Here is an 18,932-nt window from a genome sequence, read left to right on the forward strand (position 1 = left end):
TAGAAAAGCACTTAAGTACCTGTTGTACATTAAAAAATCTCCCAAATCTCCGAGTTATGCCAGTGGCTACGTTGAAAAGAAAAGGTGTGAATTAAGATGAAGCATGTATTAGAAGTACAAGGTGTCACAAAGAAAATAGATAATAAAACGATTGTAGATTCTCTTTCCTTTCATATAAAACGGGGAGAAATATTAGGGTTATTAGGTCCGAACGGTGCGGGAAAAACGACGACCATGCGAATGATAGTCGGTCTAACATCAATCACAGAAGGAGACATTTTCATTGAAGGACACAGCATACAAACGAACTTTAAACAAGCTATTTCGAAAATCGGAGTCGTCATCGAAAACCCATCCTTTTATCCATTTTTAAGCGGCTACGATAATTTAAAATATTATGCCCGAATGGCAAAAGGAGTAACGGTTGAACGAATCAAAGAAACGGTGGAATTACTTGGTCTTGAACATGCCATTCATAAGAAAACAAAAACGTATTCCTTAGGGATGAGACAGCGGCTAGGGATTGCGCAAGCCCTTTTACATCGTCCTTCCGTTTTGATTTTGGACGAACCTACGAATGGACTTGATCCTTCAGGAATTCGTGAAATGCGGGATTATTTAAAAAAGTTGCCCATCATGAAGGAACAGCCATATTAGTATCGAGCCATTTGTTAGCAGAGATTGAACTGATGTGTGATCGTGCCGTAATTATTCAAAATGGCAAACATATAAAAACGTATAACATTACAGAAAAATCGGCACAAGAAGAAATTACATTTATTGTAGACGACGTAGAAAAAGCAGTGCAAGTCTTGATGGAAGAGTTCGAAGAAGAGAAAATTCGCGTGAAAGACCGTGCGTTGTCCATATTGATGAAGGAAGAAGATATTCCTTCTGTAGTCAAAGCTCTCGTTTCTAACAACATTGATTTGTATTATATTCATCGCTCCAAACAAAGTCTCGAAGATATTTTTTTAGAAGCTACGGGAGGGAATATCATTGAATAATCTGATTTATAATGAGCTGTTAAAGATCGTAAAGCAAAAGCTTTTCATCGCACCGTGTATTATATTGCTCATCCCTGTTATTATCCTCGGAAGATGGGATTATTTAGACATGCAGAAAGTGAAGCATGCGGGGAAAGATTGGAAGCAAGAGCTGATAGAGCAAAATGAAAAAATTCAACAAGAATTGACTCGAGGAAATTTATCTGCAAAGCGACTGCAGGATGAATTGAAGTTGAATGAATATCGTCTGGAACACAACATTCCGCCGAATACCCGTCACAGCGTCCTTGGATTTATGAACAAATGTGCGGATTTAGTACCAATAGTCAGCTTAATTCTCATTACTTACGCCAGTTCCATGGTTTCAAAAGAGTATCAGTGGGGAACGATGAACTTTTTAATGGTAAGACCGGCAACCCGTACGGAAATTCTGCTTTCCAAGTTCGCGGCAGTTGTGGTTTTATACATGATTTTGTGCGGAATATTGGCTTTATTTTCGTTAATCGAGGGGCTCATTTTATACGGATTTCGCATAGATTTGTATCCTACATTAAAGATAGTAGATGGAGAAGTGATTGAACAATCTGTAATACTGGATATTCTAAAATCTTATTTTTATCAGTTCTTGCCTGTTTTGTTCTTTGCAACCATTGCGTTTACGCTATCTACGATTTTGAGATCAAATGGTCCCGCCATTATCATAGCAGTTGTTGCTTCTTCCGTCAGCGACCCTATTGCACAACTGTTAAGTAAATACTATTGGAGCAAATACTTAGTTTTTGCCAATACAGATTTACGTATGTATGAAGAGGGAGTCCCGTTAATAGAGGGAATGACTCTTGGTTTTTCGGTAACGATGTTACTTATTTATATCGCCTTATTGTTATTTCTTTCTTTACTTGTGTTTAAACGCAGGGACATATGATGCAAAAGAGGAGGCTGACTTAAAGTTAATTACTGAAGGGACGCTGGTGGATTGAATAATATAGAAATTCCATATACTATTAGCAATAACACTTGAAGTTGCTGAAATAAATATATGAAATTAGAGAACGTCTATGCTCTCTTGCAGCGTTCAAACTCATTAAAATGGTATTGGTAATAAGTAAACTTGAATGGGTAGAAGTTTTTGGGACCTCTACCCATTTTGCTATTTCACCCTATCCAACGTTATAGTGAACCTTACTATGAAGTAATGGCATGTTTTTTAGAAAACAGCAGACAAAGCGAGAGCACAAAGTAAAATCACCTGTTTAGGTGATTTCATCCTTCCTGTGGGCTACCCGTGTATTTGACGACCGGCCATTTCTCCTTCCGCAGCGCGTTCATCAATTCCGGTCCTACATGCAAGTTGTTCTCTACCAGCTCCTGAGGCGTCAGCGCCATCCACTGGTTCAGCGACACATCAGCGAAACGGTCACTCTTGAATATCTCTAGAAACCACAGGCTTTGGTCACCAGTGTTTTGGATGTAGTGCCCGAAGGCGAACGGTACGTATCCTACATCACCCGCCCTGTAATTGAAAGTTCGGGCCTTGCCATTCGCCGCAAACACTGTCATACGCGCTGTGCCCGTGAGGTAATACTGCCACTCATCGTTATTTGGGTGCCAATGCATTTCCCTCATTCCGCCTGGCTTGACTTCTACTAACGCCGCCGCAACTGTAGTCGAAATGGGGAAGTTGGTGGAATCGACTATGCGCACCGTCCCGCCCGGAGTTACGATCGGCTCCTGTGCAAGCAGCCGGTGTGTGAAGCTCTTTGGAACAGTACCGTAAGGATCCGGTACCTTTTGACTTTCCAGCGGGCCGGGCACCTTCGATTGGAAAATGTATCGCTGTTCTGTCGGGATGTGGGCAAAGGCGCTTTCTGGTATGCCGAAATTCGCCGCCAGAACGTCTTTCGGTGTATGCGCGAACCAATCGGAGATGGAGAAGGTGTCGAGGTCGGAGAAGTTGCCGTCGTCAAAGACGAGCAGAAACTCACAGCCTTCCTCTAATCCTTGAATCGAGTGTGGAATACCAGGGGGGAAGTACCACAAATCGCCTTGGCCGACATCGGCTATAAAGTTCCGCCCGTTTTGGTCGACAGCAGTGATGCGTGCCCGGCCCAAAATCATGTAGGCCCATTCCGCTTGCTTATGCCAATGTAACTCACGCACACCGCCCGGCGTCAGACGCATGTTCACCCCCGCAAGCGTAGTTGCGATCGGCAACTGTCTAACCGTCACTTCTCGTGACCAGCCGCCGTGATTTAACTGCATATTGGTGTCGGAGAAAGAGAACTTCAAGTTGGGGATCGTTCCGGCGTCGGTGGCCGGTGGAACTAGCATGTCGGGGTTTTCAAGGTCGCGCATGACGTCCCGCGGACCGAAATCGGTCGCACCGGCACCATCATCTCTTATCGGCTGCGGCACATTTCCATATGTAGGTTGTTTCTGAGTTCGCTTATCCATGAAACACGCTCCTCTTCCTTAGATCATACAGCGGCTATTCATATTCAATTCTATGATGATTTTGACATGTGTATGTCAGGCGGTATCTGTTAAAAGTCCGACTTTTAATTAGAAAGGCAGGAATATATGATTCGTGTAGCGACGAAGAAAAGGATTTTCTCTATAATCTGAAGATGTAACGAATAGATAGACGACTAGGGGAGGAACAGAGAGGATCATTTAAAGCGACAAACGAGCAGAAGAAAGCACTGGTTAGGACTATTATAAGAAAAATCGAAGTCGAACCAAATCAGAGAGATATTAAACAGATAGCTTTTTAGTTTGACCATGACGACGCTTTACTACTTAGTAAAACGTGGAGAAACGTATTATAAAAATAAGGTTTTGGCATTATATCGAATTTATGAGTGATAATAATAAATGGACGTTCTTGGTCGCGTAATTAAAATCAAGAGGCTGCCCCAAAAAAGCAAAATATCAGACCCCACAACACAATATACAATATATAGGACATAACATCGGATAAATGAACGATATATTGTGAAATGTACGTGAGGTCAGACACTGATGGGTCAGCCCCTATAGTCTGAAATGATTACAGTGTGATAATTTGATAATCTTCTGAGATGAGTTTTGCTATACTTGCATGACCTTCGTATTCATTCACTGAAGCAATGCTTGCCTTTTGAATGTCTTCTTTTGCTCCGAAAGCCCCAGCGCAATATTCACAAGCCTCGATCACACCCAAATCTTTGACTTTTTTGTATAATGGGTTCATCGGGTGGCTTGGGTCTTCAAAACGAGGAATCCATAGCGTCCCTTGACCATCGAAAATCAATTTTACTTCTCCACCGGCTTCGTGGATTTCTTGTGCATATAGCAATCCATGAACAGCTCTTCCTAGTTCATTTTCACCTGCGTGAACAAAAATAGCTACTTTTTTCATGTTCATCTCTCCTTTGTATTTTGTGTTGATGGGTTCATTATAGCTCTCGTTTAAATAGCAAGTCTGTAATCCAGTTCCTTTAAAAAATGTGAAATAGCATACATTATGATTACCAGCCTTTAAGTTAGTCATGCATATCCTTCCTATGTTAAAGTAAAAATAAACCACTATGTTTAGGGGAGAATCGCTTATGATCGACAAACTGTGGTATTTGTCTCAAATGAAATTGTTTGACAATGTCTCTCCAGAAGATATGGAAGAGGTTAATAAATGGGCACACCATGCCAAAATACGAAAACATACGATTATCCAAACGGCCGAGATGGTTAGAGATGGACTTTACTTTGTAAAGGAAGGAGCTTTACGTCTTTATACGGTCAATTCAGAGGGAAAACAGTTTACTGTCGGTATTTTAGGAAAAGGGAGTACGTTTGGTGAGATCGATTCTTTCTCATTAGGTACTCATGGAGTGTATATCGAAACACTGGAAGACACTCTGCTTTGCTCCATTGGCCGTGAGCAGTTTGAGAAATTCATATCCACCCGCCCTCATATCATGAAACGGGTTATGAAGATCCTGAGCGATCAATTGAAAGAAAAGAACGACATGCTTGAGAAGATGGCTTTAGGTACTGTCAAAGAGAAGCTTCTCTTTCTTTTGCTGAATCTTTCCGAAGAATTTGGCGTGCTAGAGGAAGATGGCTTTCATCGAATCGATCTTCCTCTCACTCATCAGGAAATTGGTAACATGATAGGTGCCACTCGTGAATCGGTAACCTCAACGCTCAATGAACTCGTAAAGGAAGAAATTGTTCGAACAGGGCGCAAAACCATCTCCATTCATCGTGAGCGGGCAAAAGAACAACTTTTTGGCTAGGAAAGGGAACCCTGAACAAATCGCTTCAGGATTTTTTGTTCAGCTGTGACTGTGACCGATCTTACAGTTATGGCCACTTTGATCGGGTAAACTGAAAGTATTCAGCAGGAAACAAAACAATAGACACAGGTGGTTTTTTCATGAAAATAACTCTATATGTAAGCGACCATTGCGAGTCATGTGAACAGGTATTACGTTATTTCAAGGAAAAAGATTTAGCTTATGAAGTGATCAACGTTACTTACAATCAGCTGATGTTTGACCGAATGATGAGCGAGGGGGGGCATTGCTACACCTTTTATTGTGATAGAGGGCCGAGCTTTTCATGTGTTTGATCGTGACAAAATTGAGGTTTTTCTACACACGCTAAAAGAGGTCTAAATAATTAATCATGGAATAGGAAGTGATTCGTGTGGCTCTTGACGATGGAATTGGCGAAAGAGTCTATGCCGAACAGGTGACACAGGATCCTTTCTAATGTTTTTCTGTTCGCCCCGTTACATGGAACCGTATAAACAGAATTTTTAGCCACAAACCTTTAACATCATTCCCGATTACATAAGGCAATAAATAAAATAAGAAAATGCCCACAACCCTTGATACAAGTAGGGATACGGATATTTTAAAAAATTGAGGGAAATCTCCAAATGAGTCTTGACAGGGGAAAGGTTGTGCACTTTGAGCTCAGCCGGAATCATACCATTCGAAAGCTGCAAATCTGTTGAGTAAAAGGGTTTGTAGCTTTTTTATTTCTTATCCAGTACGGTTTCATTTTTGAAATGATAAAGGTTTGAAATAGAGAATACAAGCAGTAAACAAAATACAAAAAGGATGTTGAAGTGGTTTCAAAGGAAATAGAATTTGCAAAAAAGAAATCAATATAACAAACATGGAACAATTTTTATATTTTCTACAAAACAGCGGACCCCATTTGAAAATATCTATTTATAGCTATTTTTATGTATAATAGTTGTGTGAAGAAAAACTCCGAGGGATGTTATATGTATTTGACTTATATCAATCACAACGTATTAAATAATCTTTTTTATATTTTAGTTAGTATATTTGTTTTTTATTTTGTGTATGATCATGTTCGTTTTTTTCAAAAGTATAGACGGTATCAACAGCTTCTTATGATTGTTTGCTTAAGTGTTTCGCTTATTTTGTGCATGAAATTTCCCATTTATATTGCTCCGGATTGTGTCCACGATTTGAGGCAAATTCCCTTTTTAATCGGAACACTTTATGGGGGAGGGGCTGTCGGATTTTCTTTATTAGTTATTTTGCTGTTTGTTCGCTTTGTTCTTTATGGTTATAACTTCATAACAGTTGTTGTTTATGCAACGATGTTTATTATCACTGCCTTTTATTCTCCGATGTTTGATAAATTAAACCAGAAAAAAAAGCTTGTTATGTCCATGTTGCTAACTTTTTTCCTCGCGATTCTCTCAGCCTTTATTGCGATTATCATAGCAGATTTTAAAGTTACGGAATCTTATCTCGTTGATTTTATTCTTGTTCCTCCTATTGGAATATTATTTGTTGTATATATTATTGAAACTTTAAAAGACGCAATCATTATGCGATCTAAATTGATAAAGGTCGAGAAAATGGAGATTGTGAGCCAGCTTGCTGCCAGCATTTCGCATGAAATTCGAAATCCATTAACCGTGGTCAAAGGATTTATGCAACTGCTCAAAACACCAGATTTATCAAATGAATTAAGAGATAAATATATTCACATTGCTCTTGAAGAGTTGGATCGAGCTAGGTTAATTATTGATGATTACTTAACATTTGCCAAACCCGCACCGCAAAAAATTGAAAAGATTTTAGTAGATCAAGAGTTGCGAAAAGTGATTGATATGGTAAGGCCGATGGCCAATATGAATTCTGTCAGAATATCTGAAAATGTAGTAACGGGTTGTATTATTGGAAGTACTCAACATTTTCATCAATGTTTTTTAAACTTGTTAAAAAATAGCATCGAAGCAATGCCAAATGGCGGGGAATTAAACATTACTTCATTTATTGACAAAGACAAAGTTGTTATAAAAATTCAAGATAACGGTATTGGAATGACTCGTGAACAGATTAGTCGGTTTGGCGAGCCTTATTTTAGCACAAAAGAAACAGGAACAGGCTTGGGGACGATGGTAGCTTTGAAAATGATCCAAACGATGAATGGAACGTTAGATATAGATAGTGCCGTTAATAAGGGAACAACGTTAACCATTACGTTTCCGTGGAGCAACGAGTAAATAATGGGAATCATCGTTTTTTATTTAAGGAAAACCGAGCATCCGCTCGGTCTTTTTTTGATTAATTAGTACCTGCATAATTGATTCATTTGGAAGTTTATATATAGTATTGTAGGTTTCTCGAGTTAATAGGATATGGATAAATATAGAAATATAAGTGGTTCCGGTTAAACATGTAGGAATTTCCAATGTTTTTTGTGTGACAGTAGGACCCTTAGGAGTAATACTTATTCCGATTAACTGTTGACTAGACTGAGAACGGTATTAATGGTGGAATTCTTATAGCTGTCATTATTTTTTGGGCTACTCTTACTTTTAAGGGAATTTAGAAAAGGAAATGTTATATATTCCATTTAACGTTATGTCTTTTTTGTACATCACATACAGTTGAGAGGTTCAAAACAAGGGTTTTACAGATAAAAAAGCGAAGTCAAAAAAGAATATGGACAGGGGGATGATTATGTCTGATATACGTTTATTAGCAGAAGAAGATTATGAGGAAGTATTTCGGTTATCAGAATATGCCTTTCAATATCAATTAACGGAACAGCAAAAAGAAATTCGCAAGCAATGGATGAACAAGCAGGACATCTTAGGGGATGTTGAAGATGGCCGTCTTACCGCTAAAGCTCATCTTCTACCGTTTACAGTCTTTATTTATGGAAAAGAGTTTCACATGAGTGGAGTCGCAGGTGTAGCGACATGGCCAGAGTATCGGAGAAAAGGGAAAGTAGCCAAGCTGTTAAAGGTGGCTTTAGAGCGGATGAGGGAAAAAGGAGAGTGTTTGTCATTTCTTCATCCATTTCAAGTGAATTTTTATCGAAAGTTTGGATGGGAATTGTTTGCTTCATATAAAAAATTAACAATTGAGAATAAGCATCTTATATTATTAGCACCGACAAAAGGAAGAGTGGAGCGCATTTCTCGTGAGGATGTTCCGCAAGTGTTAAATCCGATTTATGAAGCATATATGCTGCAATATAATGGCGGCTTAAAACGGACTCCTTTTTGGTGGAAGCATTATGTATTAACTAAAGAAATGCATGCCGTGGTGTATGTAGACGAACAAAATGAAAAAACAGGATACATGTTATATGAAATGAAGAATCGCCATATGAACGTAAAGGAAATGATTGCTCTTACTGAAGAGGCAAAAAGAGGATTATGGAATTTTATCTGTCAGCATGATTCGATGGCTGATAAAGTGACCATCATTACGTCGGTCGATGATCTGTTGCCATATTTGCTTCATGAACCAAGAATCACACAAGAAATTTATCCATATATTATGGCAAGGATTGTTGATTTAGAAAAATTTTTGAAAGCATACCCGTTTGTGAAAACAGAAGGAACACTCCTTTTACACGTGCACGATGAATTTGCGCCGTGGAATTCAGCGATTTATCAAATTAGCGAAAGCGGTGTAAACGTCTTTCGAAAAGAAAACGTTTCTTGTATGCATCCGCCAAAACGAGGTTTGCAGCTCGATGTGAATACGGCAACCGCTTTGTTATTAGGGTATGAGCGGCCGTTTGCTTTTTATAGAATGGGAAAATTAAAAGGAAACGAAAAAGAAGTCGAGCATCTTGAGAAAATGCTTCCACAAAGAACGACGTTTTTTATCGATTTCTTCTGATGAAGGACTGTACTGTATAAGTTTAACTTGAAGATTAAGAAGTTGAACACAGATGTTTCGACGGTTGGAGTCAAGTCTGTGACTTGCTTCCGTCACGTATAAGCGTGATCGATAACCGAACAACCATCCGCCATGCGGAAAAATACCATTTGTCCGCCAGCGGTGTTGTTCGGTTACGATCGTCGAAACACATCCGTGATGCTTTGTTCAAACACTCAAAAGATGAAACAGCAAGTTACATTTATATAGGGACGATTCATTTTTCAAGAAATATATCAACTCTCTTTTTATCACATGCTATAATAAAATGCATGTTTACTAACTTCATCAAGGAGTCGACAACATCTATGTATGTTTCGTTGGAAATCTTTACTTTAATATTCTGATGATCAGCTAAAGCAGAATAAAACTTCCAGAAGCACTGACAGGTCACGATTGATGATTTTGAATTTTTTCTTTTAACATCACATCAGTAAATAACCTTTAAAAATGATATGTTATCTCTTTTAGTAAAGATGGAATTTAGAGATAGGGGGTATTCATTTCGTTTGAAGCGAAAAGAAATGATAAAGAACTTAAATCAAACAAATGAAATTGTTGAAGTTTGTTTGCTAGCCGGAAAGATTATGATGCAAAATGGGGCGGAGACGTATCGAGTTGAGGATACGATGATGAGGATTGCCGCTTCGTTCGGCATCCAAGAGTCTCATAGCTATGTAACACCAACGGGAATTATTTTTTCGATTGATGGAACGGGACCGACGAAATTAATTCGAATCGTCGACCGTTCAACGGATTTACAAAAGGTTATGATCGTCAATAGCATTTCTCGAAAAATTTGCAGCGGGGAACTATCATTAGAAGAAGCTCATCGTCAACTAAAAGAATTGGATACGAAAAACCTTGCTTATCCGTTTTGGATGCAAGTTGCCGCAGCGGCGATTGCGAGCGGCTGCTTTGTCATTATGTTTCAAGGTGGATGGAGAGATTTTTTTCCAGCGTTTATAGCTGGCGGGTTAGGTTTTTATTGTTTCGTTTATGTCCATCGTTTAGTTAAAATCAAGTTTTTCGCTGAATTTTTAACCTCGTTCATTATTGGGATTATGTCGGTTTTGTTTGTTGTGATTGGATTTGGACATGAACTTGATAAAATTGTCATTGGCTCGGTGATGCCATTAGTGCCGGGGCTTCTCATTACGAATGCAGTCAGAGATTTAATGGCAGGGCATTTAGTCACAGGGTTATCCAAAGGAGCGGAAGCGTTCTTAACGGCCTTTGCTATTGGTTCTGGCATTGCGATTATCTTTACAATCTATTAACAAATGGGGAGAACATCGCATGATTATTGAACAGCTAGTTACGAGCTTTATTGCCTCCGCTGCGTTCGTTATCATCTTTAACGTTCCGAAAAGGTTGTTGTTGAACTGTGGACTTGTTGGTATGATTGGGTGGTTGATATACGTTTTGTTTGTAGAATACGATTTTGATTCTGTTCTTGCTACATTTGTCGCCGCCTTTTTCGTAGCCATTATAAGCCAACTATTTGCACGGTTGTATAAGACACCGATGACGATTTTTAGCGTTTCCGGAATTATTCCGTTAGTTCCTGGAGGATTGGCATATGAGGCAATGCGCCATGCTGTCATGAACGACTACAACATGGCGATTCAATTAGCGGCGAAAGCATTTATGATATCCGGTGCTATTGCAATTGGACTCGTATTCTCAGAAGTCATTAATCAAATCATAAAGAAAGCATAATCGATATGTTGTAACCCGGGCTTCATCATATGGAGCTTGGGTTTTTGTTATGGGTCTAAACGATTTCATTCATCATTGATTGAATAACTTTTTTGAATATTATAGTATATTTAGTTAAAAGAAGGCTAGGTTTTATTATTATTAATATGTTGAGAGTAAACAGTTAATGCCAAAAGAGGAGTACATACGGATTTAAGACCAGGCTAGAGTTAAGTAATGATAGACGTATATGAACGAGAAAACAAACAAAAGTTCATTTTTTATTGGGGGAGACGAGAAATAAAATGAAACAAGTAATGAAGGAAATGCAGACAGAAATATTTGCAATTTTTGACCATCTTCATCAAAACCCGGAAATAAGCTGGGAAGAGTTTAAAACAACGGAATTTCTTAAACAACAGTTACACAAGGAGGGGTATCGTGTTCATACATTTACCGATTGTACAGGGGTAGTCGGCGAGATCGGAGAAGGGGAATGTACGGTTGGTTTGCGGGCGGATATGGATGCGCTTTGGCAGGAAGTAAACGGAAAATGGCAGGCGAACCATGCTTGTGGACATGATGCACATATGACAATGGTTTTAGGAGTAGTAAAACTACTTAATCGCATCGGTTATAAGCCACCGGGAAAGCTAAAAATTCTTTTTCAGCCAGCGGAAGAAAAGGGGACGGGTGCTCTTAAAATGCTGGAAAAAGGTGTTGTAGATGATATGAACTATTTATATGGTGTCCATTTGCGACCGATTCAGGAACTCGAAAGCGGCTTTGCCTCCCCAGCAATTTATCATGGTGCAGCTCAGTTCATTGAAGGTGAAATTAAGGGAGTTGCTGCTCATGCTGCAAGACCGCATTTGGGAGTAAACGTCATTGAAGTAGGAAGTGCTCTCGTGCAAGAGCTAAGTAAAATTCATGTTGACCCGCAAGTGCCTGCTTCCATCAAGATGACGAAATTTCATGCCGGTGAAAAGAGCGGAAACGTAATTCCTGACCGCGCTGAATTTACTCTTGATTTGCGGGCACAAACGAATCAAGTGATGGAGCAATTGTTAGAGAGCTTACACAATGTAGTAAAAGGAATTGCCTTAATTTATGGTGCTGATATTCAAATGCAGTCCGGAGTGCATATCGCCGCAGCGGAAGTAAATCCAGAAGCGAAACGTATCATGGAACAGGCGATTGTTGCGACATTAGGGAAACAAAAATGTACGCCACCTATTATAACGTCAGGAGGGGAAGATTTTCATTTTTATTCGCTTATGAAACCATCGCTGAAAACAACGATGCTAGGACTTGGGTGCGATTTAAAACCGGGGCTGCATCACCCACAAATGACGTTCCGCCGTGAAGATTTACTTGTCGGCATTGAAATATTGGCAAGGACAGTCATTGAAACGTTTCAAAATTGTTTATAGGGGGAGAAGGAAATTTGGAAATTGTATTGCAAAAAATTGAAACGATTAAAGAGTTAGAAAAAATGTCTCAATTGGAACAGAAAGTGTGGGGGGCAAGCTCGATTCCCGTTCATCAAACATTGACATCGGCAAAAAATGGAGGAATTGTTATCGGGGCCTATATAGGAGAACAAATGGTAGGCTTTGTTTATAGCTTTCCGGGCTATAAAAACGGAGAGGTGTATCTCTGTTCGCACATGCTGGGAATTGATCAAGAGTTTCGAAATCAAGGAATCGGTTATCGGTTAAAGATGAAGCAAGCGGAAGAAGCGATAACGTTAGGATACAGGAAAATTCGCTGGACGTATGATCCGCTTGAGAGCCGAAATGGAAATTTAAACATTGCCAAACTAGGTGCTATTTGTTCGGAGTATATTGAAAATTGTTATGGAGAAATGGACGATGATCTAAACAAAAATTTGCCTTCCGATCGTTTTAACGTCGAATGGTTAGTTAGTAGCCCTTATTTAGATTATCGGCATCGCATGTTTGCGGACTTGAAGCTTGATAAGGAACAAGTATTGCTAGATTGGATGGAAAGAGAAAGTGGCTATCCGGAAGCAGTTTGGAAATCAAATTGCTGGGAAATGTTTAGAAATCAGCCAGTGCTGTTTGTGCCCGTTCCCGTCAATTTTCAAGAACTAAAAGAAAAAGATTATGGACTTGCTTTAGACTGGCGGTACAAAACGCGTGAAATATTTGTCCGCTTGTTTGCAGAAGGATGGGCAGTAGCTCACGTCTATAGAGAGCTAAATGAGCCTGTTCAATACTATGTTTTAATCAAACGTAATCAGCTACCTTTGTAAGGAGGCAGTGTTTTTTATGAACATAAAACAGGTTATTTTACGACATTTGCAAATGGAGTTAAAATCTCCTTTTACAACGAGCTTTGGTTCATTCAACACAAAAGAATTTATTTTAGTGGAAGCGATCGACGAAAACGGAATTTCTGGATGGGGGGAATGTGTTGCGTTTCATTCTCCGTGGTACAACGAAGAAACGGTGAAGACGTGTTGGCATATGCTCGAGGATTTTTTATTACCGATTGTCTTTCAAACTCCAATTGAACATCCAGATAAACTGAATGAGCGTTTTTCTTTCATACGTAAAAACAATATGGCGAAATCAGCGATTGAGGGAGCAATCTGGGATCTTTATGCTAAGAAAAAACAGATTCCATTAAGCAAAGCGCTTGGCGGGGAAAAGAAAGAAATTGAAGTCGGAATTAGTATTGGAATTCAAAAAAGTGTCGATGATTTACTACGAATCGTTGAGAAATATGTAACAGAAGGTTATCGGAGAATGAAAGTAAAAATCAAGCCAGGATGGGATGTTGAGGTCATACGAGAAATTCGTAAACATTTTCCCGACCTTCCGCTCATGGGGGATGCTAACTCGGCATACTCTCTTCAAGATATTGACCGTTTGAAGGCGTTGGATGAATTTAATCTCATGATGATCGAACAGCCGCTTGCCTCAGACGACATTGTCGATCATGCGAAATTGCAAGCCCAGCTACAAACGCCAATTTGTTTAGATGAAAGTATTCATTCGTATGAAGATGCAAGGAAAGCAATCGAACTGGGAAGCTGCCGAATCATAAATATAAAAATCGGCCGTGTCGGCGGTTTGACAGAAGCGAAGAAAATTCATGACCTGTGCCAAACAAACAATATTCCCGTTTGGTGTGGCGGCATGCTTGAAGCGGGGGTAGGAAGAGCGCACAATATTGCCATTACGACTTTAGAGAACTTTACAATGCCAGGTGATACAGCTGCATCCTCTCATTATTGGGAAAGAGACATCATCAATCCAGAAGTAAAGGTTCATAACGGAATCATTGTTGTTCCAGAAGGACCAGGTATCGGCTATGAGGTCGATCGCCGCCAAATAGACTTATATACTATTTCGGCGAAAACGTACAAGGCATGAGTTATGGACATTAAAAAAACGAGATACAAAAAGCCGATCAATAGCTACTGTATGTAGTCATTGATCGGCTTTTTTTGTGTTTTAAATGAAAACTATCGCAACTGCGTCAATGTTGCTGCAAGCATGTCGGCTTCAATTTATGACAAGCATATAAAAAATTGAACGTGATTTTTAGGCATGTACTACACTATGTATGTATTTGCTATAAATCGTCTATCGTTTAAATTTTAATAGCACTTTTACAAATGAGAAACAAATTCTTAAAAAAATTTTAAAAATAACAAGAAAAGTAGACAAATTACAGTGTCGAAAAAATGACAAGCTCATCTACTAATTAACAAAAGCTTATAAAAGGAGATGTGCCGTTAAGACAAAATTCATAAGTTTTCTAAGAGTTCATAAAAATGATAAAGGAGAGATTTTTGGTGAAGGAAACCAATTTAGTCAATTGTGATGAAATGAAAAAACATGTAAAACGAATCAAGGTGAAGAGTGTGGAAGACGAGGACGTGATTGTAAATAACAAGTCCTCTCTTGAGATGATTGGGAAAGGGCGACAAGGAGCGGTTTTTAAAATCAATGATCAAATGTGTATGAAAGTATATGGAGATGTGGAAGATTGTGAACGAGAATATTACGCGATGTCCCTTGGGCAACATACCTCACTCATTCCGAGAATCTACTGTAAAGGGAAAAATTTTATTGTAATGGAAATGGTTTACGGAATTGATTTACGTGAATATTTGCAAACAAACCCATTAACAAAAGAACTTTCTTATCGTCTTATTGAAATGCTATTAACATTTAAAGAGATTGGCTATGAACGAATTGATCATCATAAACGACAAATTTATCTTCAAGAGGATGGCTCATTAAAAGTGATCGATGTAGGAAGAACAGTATGGCGTAACAGAACATATCCGTATCCACGAAAATTATTGCGCAGTTTAGGGAAAGACTATGAGGCTGTCTTTTTACAACATGTCCAAGAGCTAGCTCCGGAATTATATAAGGAATGGCAATACTATATCGATATAGATGAAGCAGCAGCACAAATGTATGAGAATATGAAAGAAAAGAAAGACATCGATTGGCGTTCTATTAGAAAAAAAGCCAACAAATTGTTAACGATTAAGAATGAAAAGAAACATTATGAACAGCTGTACAATCTTGTATACAAAGTAGTAAAGGAACTAAAGAAACAAGAACAATTGAAAAAGAATAAAAAAATAGTAAAGGAACAAGAAAAATCGAAAAAGAAAAAGAAATAATACAAGCGCTGAAAAGAGGGGAATGGAAATGAAAGTGTTAGTCATTTGGCGTTTATTAACCGTCGGAGGAGTGAATGCTGGATGGCGCAATCGAGCCATTCATTTTAAAAAGCAGGGGATTACGACTGAATTTCTTTATTGTAAAGACCTTGGTGGGATGCATATGATGAAAGATATCGCTCCTGTATATTTAACAACGGATAAACAGATGATTCATGAAATTTTAACGAAAAATGATTATGATGCGATTATTGTTGTTGATACGAGTGATGCTTACAATTGGTTAGTGAAAGCGAACTATAAAGGGCCCATCATCATTGAAGCGCGCACTCCTGAAATTATGAAGTTAAAGCGTAATTTAGCAGGGTACCATCAAATTCAACCACAAAAATTTATTGTCCCCTCTCAACACCAAAAACGGGTACTATCTATCCTAGTCAATGAACCGACACCGATTGAAGTCATCTATAATGGTCTTGATACTTCATTTTTCCGGCCGCTAAAACCTGAAGAAATCCATGCTCAAAAAGAACCTATTGCTTCTTCTGATAAAAAAGTAGTTGCGTATATTGGCAGATTAGATGTACGGAAAAATTGGCGCCTTCTATTAAAAATAGCTGAACTAGTAAAAAAAGAAAGAGAGGATATTGAATTTTGGGTGATTGGTGGAGACAAAAGTGTGGAACGTCAACAATTTGAAGATGCATGGAAAAAAAAGAACTTAACCGACATCGTGAAATGGTATCCTCGTGTTCCGTATCAAGAGATGCCGCATATCTATGCAAAAATTAAGCAATCTGGTGGTTGTACAATCGCAACGACAAAAGCTGAATCATTTGGTAATACGTTTATCGAAGCGATGGCGTGCGGAGTTCCAGTGGTGGCGCCTTGTGTTTCTTCTATTCCGGAAATTGTCATAGATGGCAAAACAGGATACTTATTCCGCGAGGAGCATGTTAGAGGAGCGGCGGAGCAAATTTATCGTATTGTAGATTATCAAGAACAATACGAAAAACTTTCAAAGTCAGCTCGAGAGCGTGTTGAACAAATGTTTTCCATTTCCCATTGTGCGAATAGATATATTGAAATTTTGCAAGAAGTAACAAGGAAGGGGGAAGGCCGATGAATCCTAAACAGTATCACAAGCTTTTTGAAAGCAAAACAAATAACGCACATTTAATTACATTCGATAATAACGACAATTACGTTGTAAAATTATTTAAAGATACAGAAGAGAAGGCCCTCATTAATGAATGGCTTGCCTACTGCATTGCTCGGTATATGGAATTGCCGGTTGCGCCGTCATGTTTTGTAGAGATGCCTAAAGAGTTCATTGATACGATTCCAAATAGCGATCAATTTCAATATACGGTGAAACAATTTGCAAGTAAATATATAGAAAATAGTGTAAACGGACATGAAGCAAACATTAAAAGCATCATTAATCATAAAGACCTTGCTGGAATCATCGTGTTTGACTATTGGCTATGTAATACTGATCGAACGCGAAAAAATGTGTTGTTACAAGAGCGAGAAGAAGGCAGTTATTTTTTATGGATTATTGATCATGCTGAAATATTTGGGTCGTTTTCTTGGATAACGAACGATCTTCACCACCTTCCACAAAAAATAATGAAAAGTGCTACCCATGAAATGATGGCACAGTTTATTACAGATGAAGAAGACTTTAAAAAGCAAGTCAAACTCATTCAAACCATCCCCACACAACTATTGGAAGAAATCCTTCTACTGATTCCTTGTGACTGGCATTTATCCCTTGAAGAACAGCAGGAAATCATCAAAGCGCTTATTTACAGACGTGAAAAAGTATTGCCTACGTTAATCGAAAAGTTTATTAAAAAAGTGTATCGTCCGATCCGAAACTCACGAATAGATGGATCATCCCTTTAGTCGACTATTTCAAAACAATATTTCTGTATTCTTTGCTTTTTATTTGAATACAGATCATCGCTTTTGTCTTTAGGAAGAGATAAAGGAGATTTTCTATACAAAACTTGTTTAGAATCTTTCTTTTTTACTGGGCATATATTTGCAGTGAGATGAACAAACGTTATTTTTTCTACATAGATGAAATTGCGTTCTAACTTCCTGAATGGTTTTATTTAACGTACACGAAAGAGTCTGAAAAGGGGGATTTTATTGTTCAATACTCATTTTTTGTTTTTGCTAGGTAATTTTTGTCTCACCCTCTTTTTATATTTGTACCTTTATCGAGTAAGGAAATTGATTGAGTTTCAGTTAGGAATGAATATTTCCATGATTGTCAGTGGAATGTTTTCTTTCACAACGGGAATTATCCTTATTTCACTTTATCCGTTACATGTTGCAGAGGTTACGATAGCTACCGCGAGTATAGGAATGATATGCGGAGGAATAATGGGGGGGATGTTGGATTCTCAATCGTTTCTAACTGGATTTTCGAATGGCTTTATGACTGGGATGATGGCACCGATGTTTGGTGCATTAATGACAGTTCAATCAATCGTTTTTTATTTTACCGAATTCTTTATGGTCTTTTCTTATGCACTCATTGTGATTGCAGCTCGACGCTCGATGTTCGTAAAGTAAGGAGAGGAATATGAAAGTTTATTTAATAAGCATATTTATAGTAAATGTGGTTGTTGTCATTCAAACATATAGGGTACTAAGAAGAAAGAGAAAATGGTTAGGTGAGCATTATGCGATGACGAGCTCTATAGTTAGTTCAGGAATCTTTTCATTAACATTGAGTATGTTATTACGATTTTTTCTTTTTGATGGTCGGACAAGTGACACGATAATTTGTGTGTTAATAGGTGTCGTGATTGGGATTGTTTTTGGAACGATTGCTTCATTTCAAGCTGTACTTGGCAATATATTTAATGGAATCATGGGAAGCCTTACTGGTACGATGGTAGGAGTAATGATAAGCAGCCCCTCGTTATGTGGACTTTCAAATGACTTATTCTTTTTACTTATTCCTAATATCATTAAGTTAAGTCTATTCGGTACATGTGTCATGTTCTTTACTTTATGGACTATTGTTCATTCATTAAGTGAGAGATGAATGTAGTGTGGAAAAGAGGAGAATTAATTCTCCTCTTCCGTTTCATTTGTAGGATGTTTATTTTTCTTCTGTTTCTGTTCTGCTAATTTTTTTTGCTTCTTCCAGTTGCTTTTTCATTTCTTCACGTTTCTGCTCTTTCATTTTCTTTACTTCTTCACGTTGTTTTTTCATTTCTTCGCGTTTCTGCTCTTTCATTTTTTTCGCTTCTTCCAGTTGCTTTTTCATTTCTTCATGTTTTTGCTCTTTCATTTTTTTTGCTTCTTCAAGCT

General features: G+C 38.4%; 17 protein-coding genes and 2 pseudogenes. 16 read left to right on the forward strand and 3 right to left on the reverse strand.

All coding sequences use genetic code 11. From position 1 onward, the window contains the following. Nucleotides 1-96 precede the first annotated feature (96 nt). Together HNQ85_RS14395 and HNQ85_RS14400 are read left to right on the forward strand one after the other, a co-directional pair. Nucleotides 97-1,007 (forward strand): annotated as a pseudogene (locus HNQ85_RS14395) (ABC transporter ATP-binding protein). Continuing rightward, on the forward strand, nt 1,000-1,932 hold the full coding sequence (locus tag HNQ85_RS14400; RefSeq protein ID WP_181538424.1) for an ABC transporter permease: 933 nt from the start codon (nt 1,000-1,002) through the stop codon (nt 1,930-1,932). Before HNQ85_RS14395 ends, HNQ85_RS14400 begins: the two are co-directional and overlap by 8 nt. Nucleotides 1,933-2,270: 338 nt before the next feature. On the opposite strand, the gene HNQ85_RS14405 is transcribed toward HNQ85_RS14400, so the two are convergent. Then, entirely contained in the window at nt 2,271-3,461 is a 1,191-nt protein-coding gene (locus tag HNQ85_RS14405) for an oxalate decarboxylase family bicupin (protein WP_181538425.1), read from the reverse strand. A 595-nt stretch (nt 3,462-4,056) separates the two neighbouring features. Then, complete coding sequence (locus HNQ85_RS14410) at nt 4,057-4,407, reverse strand: DsrE family protein (RefSeq protein ID WP_181538426.1); 351 nt, start codon at nt 4,405-4,407, stop codon at nt 4,057-4,059. A gap of 190 nt (nt 4,408-4,597) precedes the next feature. On the opposite strand from HNQ85_RS14410, the gene HNQ85_RS14415 reads away from it, so the two are divergent. From HNQ85_RS14415 to HNQ85_RS14480, 14 genes are all read left to right on the forward strand, one after another. Beyond that, the gene (locus HNQ85_RS14415; protein WP_181538427.1) at nt 4,598-5,284 is read left to right on the forward strand and encodes a Crp/Fnr family transcriptional regulator; all 687 of its coding nucleotides are present in this window, start codon (nt 4,598-4,600) and stop codon (nt 5,282-5,284) included. Between the two features lie 140 nt (nt 5,285-5,424). Continuing rightward, nucleotides 5,425-5,619 (forward strand): glutaredoxin family protein, encoded by a 195-nt coding sequence (locus HNQ85_RS18105; protein ID WP_181538428.1) that lies wholly within the window; start codon nt 5,425-5,427, stop codon nt 5,617-5,619. 666 nt (nt 5,620-6,285) lie between these two features. Then, the gene (locus HNQ85_RS14425; protein WP_409994142.1) at nt 6,286-7,545 is read left to right on the forward strand and encodes an ATP-binding protein; all 1,260 of its coding nucleotides are present in this window, start codon (nt 6,286-6,288) and stop codon (nt 7,543-7,545) included. Between the two features lie 460 nt (nt 7,546-8,005). Next, nucleotides 8,006-9,181, forward strand: coding sequence for a GNAT family N-acetyltransferase (locus tag HNQ85_RS14430; protein ID WP_181538430.1), 1,176 nt, complete (start codon nt 8,006-8,008; stop codon nt 9,179-9,181). 563 nt (nt 9,182-9,744) lie between these two features. Continuing rightward, complete coding sequence (locus HNQ85_RS14435) at nt 9,745-10,500, forward strand: threonine/serine exporter family protein (protein WP_181538543.1); 756 nt, start codon at nt 9,745-9,747, stop codon at nt 10,498-10,500. 19 nt (nt 10,501-10,519) lie between these two features. After that, nucleotides 10,520-10,942: a threonine/serine exporter family protein gene (locus HNQ85_RS14440; protein ID WP_181538431.1), complete on the forward strand. Its 423-nt coding sequence runs from the start codon at nt 10,520-10,522 to the stop codon at nt 10,940-10,942. A gap of 284 nt (nt 10,943-11,226) precedes the next feature. Further along, nucleotides 11,227-12,354 (forward strand): M20 peptidase aminoacylase family protein, encoded by a 1,128-nt coding sequence (locus HNQ85_RS14445; RefSeq protein WP_181538432.1) that lies wholly within the window; start codon nt 11,227-11,229, stop codon nt 12,352-12,354. Nucleotides 12,355-12,368: 14 nt separating this feature from the next. Then, nucleotides 12,369-13,199: a GNAT family N-acetyltransferase gene (locus tag HNQ85_RS14450; protein ID WP_181538433.1), complete on the forward strand. Its 831-nt coding sequence runs from the start codon at nt 12,369-12,371 to the stop codon at nt 13,197-13,199. Between the two features lie 16 nt (nt 13,200-13,215). Then, the gene (gene menC / locus HNQ85_RS14455) at nt 13,216-14,325 is read left to right on the forward strand and encodes an o-succinylbenzoate synthase (RefSeq protein WP_181538434.1); all 1,110 of its coding nucleotides are present in this window, start codon (nt 13,216-13,218) and stop codon (nt 14,323-14,325) included. A gap of 425 nt (nt 14,326-14,750) precedes the next feature. Then, the gene (locus HNQ85_RS14460) at nt 14,751-15,596 is read left to right on the forward strand and encodes a protein kinase family protein (RefSeq protein WP_181538435.1); all 846 of its coding nucleotides are present in this window, start codon (nt 14,751-14,753) and stop codon (nt 15,594-15,596) included. A 28-nt stretch (nt 15,597-15,624) separates the two neighbouring features. Further along, nucleotides 15,625-16,722: a glycosyltransferase family 4 protein gene (locus HNQ85_RS14465; RefSeq protein WP_181538436.1), complete on the forward strand. Its 1,098-nt coding sequence runs from the start codon at nt 15,625-15,627 to the stop codon at nt 16,720-16,722. Then, on the forward strand, nt 16,719-17,507 hold the full coding sequence (locus HNQ85_RS14470) for a HipA family kinase (RefSeq protein WP_181538437.1): 789 nt from the start codon (nt 16,719-16,721) through the stop codon (nt 17,505-17,507). The genes HNQ85_RS14465 and HNQ85_RS14470 overlap by 4 nt, the downstream gene beginning before the upstream one ends. A 333-nt stretch (nt 17,508-17,840) precedes the next feature. Then, nucleotides 17,841-18,185, forward strand: coding sequence for a hypothetical protein (locus tag HNQ85_RS14475; RefSeq protein WP_181538438.1), 345 nt, complete (start codon nt 17,841-17,843; stop codon nt 18,183-18,185). Nucleotides 18,186-18,195: 10 nt separating this feature from the next. Further along, nucleotides 18,196-18,663, forward strand: a complete 468-nt coding sequence (locus HNQ85_RS14480) for a hypothetical protein (RefSeq protein ID WP_181538439.1) — start codon at nt 18,196-18,198, stop codon at nt 18,661-18,663. A gap of 57 nt (nt 18,664-18,720) precedes the next feature. On the opposite strand, the pseudogene HNQ85_RS14485 reads toward HNQ85_RS14480, so the two are convergent. Next, nucleotides 18,721-18,932 (reverse strand): annotated as a pseudogene (locus HNQ85_RS14485) (DUF4047 domain-containing protein); the annotation flags it as partial.

It is taken from the genome of [Anoxybacillus] calidus (genome assembly GCF_013760845.1).
Classification (GTDB): Bacteria; Bacillota; Bacilli; order Bacillales; family Anoxybacillaceae; genus Paranoxybacillus; species Paranoxybacillus calidus.